At 67.0% G+C, this 4,594-nt stretch carries 3 protein-coding genes and 1 pseudogene; 1 reads left to right on the forward strand and 3 read right to left on the reverse strand.

From position 1 onward, the window contains the following. A pseudogene (locus JOZ76_RS25110) lies at nt 1–147 on the forward strand (type I pantothenate kinase); the annotation flags it as partial. 134 nt (nt 148–281) lie between these two features. Here the strand turns inward: JOZ76_RS25110 and JOZ76_RS25115 are convergent. The 3 genes from JOZ76_RS25115 to JOZ76_RS25125 all read right to left on the reverse strand — a co-directional run. After that, nucleotides 282–2,513: a PAS domain-containing hybrid sensor histidine kinase/response regulator gene (locus JOZ76_RS25115; RefSeq protein ID WP_291703207.1), complete on the reverse strand. Its 2,232-nt coding sequence runs from the start codon at nt 2,511–2,513 to the stop codon at nt 282–284. Nucleotides 2,514–2,650: 137 nt separating this feature from the next. After that, nucleotides 2,651–3,082, reverse strand: a complete 432-nt coding sequence (locus JOZ76_RS25120) for a hypothetical protein (protein WP_366112913.1) — start codon at nt 3,080–3,082, stop codon at nt 2,651–2,653. A gap of 141 nt (nt 3,083–3,223) precedes the next feature. Continuing rightward, the coding region (locus JOZ76_RS25125) for a YifB family Mg chelatase-like AAA ATPase (RefSeq protein ID WP_291703212.1) at nt 3,224–4,594 on the reverse strand (1,371 nt) is incomplete at its 5' end.

Here is a 4,594-nt window from a genome sequence, read left to right on the forward strand (position 1 = left end):
GCGATCGCCACCGCGACCGCGATCTGGGAGCGCACCAACCTCGCCAATCTCGAGGAAAACATCCTGCCGACCCGCCCGCGCGCGACGCTGATCCTGAAGAAGGGCGCCGATCACGTCATCGAGACGGTGGCGCTGCGGCGGCTGTAATTTCAGCATGGAAGATAGGCGCGCGGCTACAGCTGTCGCCGCGTCGTCATTGCGAGCGAAGCGAAGCAATCCAGAATGTCCCCGCGGCGAAAGTCTGGATTGCTTCGGCGCTATCGCGCCTCGCAATGACGGAGTTATGCTGCTAGCTGCGGCGCCGCGGTGAGCCCGGCCAGCGCTTCCGCAAGCTTGTCGCGATCGAGCGGCTTGACCAGAAAGCCGTTCATGCCCGCCTCAAGACAGGCATCGCGGTCCTCGATCAGCGTATTCGCGGTGAGCGCCAGGATCGGAGTGCGGCGGCCCGGCTGGTCCGCCTCGCAGCCGCGGATGCGCTTTGCGACTTCGATGCCGTCGAGCTGCGGCATCTGGATATCCATCAGCACGAGATCGTAGGGCGTGCCCGCCGTCCGCGCGGCAACCCAGGAGTCGAGTGCCGCCTCGCCATTGGTCGCGATCACGGTGCGGTGACCAAGACGTGTCAGCAGCGCGCGTATCAATAGCGCGTTGATTTCGTTGTCTTCCGCGACCAGGACGGAGAGCCCGCTGGCGACTGCCGGCGTCTCGGCCAATTCTGTTGCCGGCCTATCGTCGGCGAGTGCGGGCGCAGCGACTTCCGGCGGCGCGGACAGCCGCGCGGCCAGCGACGCTGCCCGCAGCGGCTTGACCAGGTAGCCGGTCAGGGCCGAGCATGGCTTCAGCTCCTGCCGCGTCGTCGGCGTGAGCAGGACGATCCGATGGGTCGCATGACGCAGCGCCGCCTCGCTCAGGGTTTTGACGAGATCAGCGCCCAGCGTCTGGTCGATCAGCAGCGCGTGCCAGGAGCGCTCCGGGAGCAGCGCCAGCGCGACATCAGGGTCGGCGACGGTGCAGGTCTGCCCACCCCAATGCTGCAGCCGCCGGGCGATCAGTGAGGCCTCGATGCTGTCAGGCGTGACCAGAAGAATCGATTGGCCGCCGAGGTCGGGAGCGACGTACGGCTTCTCTCCCGCGCCGGCAGCCTTGAGCGGCAGCGACACCTCGAAGCTCGAGCCACGGCCCGGCTCGCTGTCTAGTCGGATGCGGCCGCCCATGCGGCGGATGATGCGCTCGGAGATGCTCAGGCCGAGCCCCGTGCCGCCGTAGTTGCGGGCGATCCGCTCGTCGGCCTGCTCGAACTCCCGAAAGATCCGCTGCTGCGCGTCCGGCGCGATCCCGATGCCGGTGTCGCGCACGAGGAAACTGATCTCGTTCGGCCAGATGCCGGGCTCGACGATCAGCGCCACGCCACCGGTCTCGGTGAACTTGATGGCGTTGCCGCAAAGATTGAGCAGGATCTGGCGCAGCCGCGCGGCATCGCCAATGACCTCCGCCGGCAGGCGGTCGTCGACATAGGTCGCGATCTCCAGCTTTTTGGCCTCCGCCCGCGGCGCCAGCAGTTCGGCGATGTCCTCGATGAGAGGCACGAGCGCAAACGGACGCAGCTCCAGGTCGATCTTGCCCGCCTCGATCTTGGAATAGTCCAAAAGCTCCTCGATCAAGGCCAGCAGCGCGTCGCCCGATGTCTTCACCGCCTTCGCATAGGTTGCCTGCTCCGGCGTCAGCGCCGTATCCAGGAGCAAGCCGCTCATGCCGATGATGCCGTTCAGCGGCGTGCGGATCTCGTGGCTCGCCATCGCCAGGAAGCGGGATTTCGCGCGGCTGGCCGCGTCGGCCTGGTCGCGCGCCTCGGCGAGCGCCCGCTCGGTCTCGGTGCGGTCGGTGACGTCGCGACCAACGCATTGCAGTTCGGCCGGCCGCCCGGCATCGGCCCGGATCAGGGCCTCGCGCCAGGCGATCCAGCGTGGACCGAGCGCGCTTGCGATTCTTTGATCGTGGACTTTCGTACCGTTGGGTTCGATCGCGGCGTCGCCCTGCTCCAGAATCTCGAACGTGAAGCGGCTGCCGATCAGCGCCTCGCGCGGCTGTTCGGCGATGTCGCAATAGGCGTCGTTGACGAAGCTGATCGTTCCCTCGGCGTCGCGCATCACGATCAGGTCGCCCTGGGATTCGAACAGGCTGCGGGCGCGTTCCTCGGCCTCCTGCAGCTCCCAATTGCGATCGGCCAGAGCCTCGTTATGCAACGCCACTTTGCGAAATTTTCGTCGCAGCAGGCGCTGGCGCACGCTCATGGTCGCGAGGGCGACGCAGGCGAGCGCAAACAGGAAGCTGACGCCGATCGCAAAACTGTGCGGATCATAGCCCGAATTCTTCGACATGCTGCCGACGATGAAACCGTAGGCACCGCCGAAAGCGGCCGAGAACACCATGAACGAGCGAGCGACGTAGATGATCCGCGAATGCCGGCGCGCGAAGCGGCGCAGCCACAGTTTGATCCGGAAACCTCGTCCCATCGCCGATGACCTCTCGCCGAGATGCGCGATCACGTCGCGCGATGACCATGTGGGTCATGATCTTGCAAAGTGTTTGAAGACGGATGTGCCGCTACGGCCCGATGCGATCGGGGTTAACAAATCCTTAAAAAGCAACCTCAGAGCGAGACCTCGGCCAAATGCGGCTCCGCGCGGTGGGCGCCGACGACGAGCGCCGCGGCCTCACGCACGGAAAAGCGCCGGGAGTCGACGAAGATGCGGAAATCAGCCGGGCCATCGCGGGTGAGATAGATCACCGCTGCGCCGCGCCTGCTGTCGCCGGAGATCGCCACAAACCGTGTCGCCCGGCTTACGCTGCAGGCACCGTCCTCGGCCTCGGCCGCATCGTCCACGACGGCAAAGTCCGCGGTCTCGGCGCTGTCGGCCAGCGCCACCCGCACGCTGGCGAGCGCGGGGTCGTCGGTGAAGCTGACGCGAAAGTCCGCATGGTCGGGATTTTCGGCGATCTGCAGCGTGCCGGCGTCGAGACTGATGCAGGGGTGGGGCGACGACGCCAGTTCGAGGTGCGCCAGCGCTGCGGCACCGATCATGGGAACGATTGAGACCAGGATCTTGAAACGCAACATGACGCGCACCCCACTGGGCCAGCAAGGCCTGCGAAAAACCGGGCCTTATGGTTTGCGGAGCGTAAACAAAACTCGTTACCGGCAGGTTGATGGATACCGCAAAAGTCACGCCGCATTCCGGACGTCCTCGGCGAGTGCCCGGTAGGACAAAGCTTCGGCCAGATGCAGCCGGCCGACTTTTTCGGCGTGATCGAGGTCGGCGAGCGTGCGGGCGACCCGCAGCACGCGATGATAGCCGCGCGCCGACAGGCGCATGGTCTCGGCGGCATCGCGGAGCAGCTTTTGGCCGTGCGCATCCGGTTTTGCGATCTCGTCCAGCAAAGCGGCGGGAGCTTCGGCGTTGGTGCGGACCTGCGGCAGGCCGGCCGCGGCGTAGCGCGCGGTCTGAATCTCTCGGGCCGCCGCGACGCGCGCGGCGACTTCTGCCGATCCTTCCGCGGGCGGCGGCAGGATCAGGTCGGCGGCGGTGACCGCCGGCACCTCGATGCGCAGGTCGATACGGTCCATCAGCGGGCCGGAGATGCGCATCTGATAATCGGAGGTGCAGCGGTCGATGCGTCCGCGCTTGCAGGTGTAGCCCACCTCGAAGGCATGGCCGCAACGGCACGGGTTCATCGCCGCCACCAGCATGAAGCGCGCCGGATAGGTGACGCGGTGATTGGCGCGGGACACCGAAACCTCGCCATTTTCGAGCGGCTGGCGCAGCGAATCCAAGACGCGCGGATCGAACTCCGGCAGTTCATCGAGAAACAGCACGCCCTGATGCGCGAGCGAGATCTCGCCGGGTTTGGCGCGAACGCCGCCGCCGGTCAGCGCCGCCATGCTGGCGGAATGGTGCGGGCTGCGGAACGGCCGCCGCGACGTCAGGGCGCCGCCCTCGATCTCGCCGGCAACGGATGCAATCATCGACACTTCCAGAAGCTCGGATGGCGACAGCGGCGGCAGGATCGAGGGCAGCCGCGCCGCCAGCATCGACTTGCCGGCGCCGGGCGCACCGACCATCAGGAGGTGATGGCCGCCGGCTGCGGCGATCTCCAGCGCGCGCTTGGCGCTCTCCTGGCCCTTGATGTCGCGCAAATCGTGCGGCGAGGCTTCGGCCGTGCGCACCTTCGGTTGCGGGCGCGACAGCACCTGCGTGCCCTTGAAATGGTTGGCGATCTGGATCAGGGAATTGGCGGCGATGATCTGGACGTCGGGGCTTGCCCACGCCGCCTCCGCGCCGCAGGCCGCCGGACAGATCAGCCCTTCCTCGCGCGCATTGGCGCCGATCGCCGCCGGCAGCACGCCTGCGACCGGCGCGATCGAGCCGTCGAGGCCGAGCTCGCCGAGCACGGTGAAGCCTGCAAGTGCATCGGGTGGAATGGCGCCGATCGCGGCCATCAGGCCGAGCGCGATCGGCAGGTCGTAATGGCTGCCTTCCTTCGGCAGGTCGGCGGGTGCGAGATTGACGATGATGCGGCGCGCCGGCAGCGCCAG

This window comes from Bradyrhizobium sp. (assembly GCF_019244115.1).
Lineage (GTDB): Bacteria > Pseudomonadota > Alphaproteobacteria > Rhizobiales > Xanthobacteraceae > Bradyrhizobium.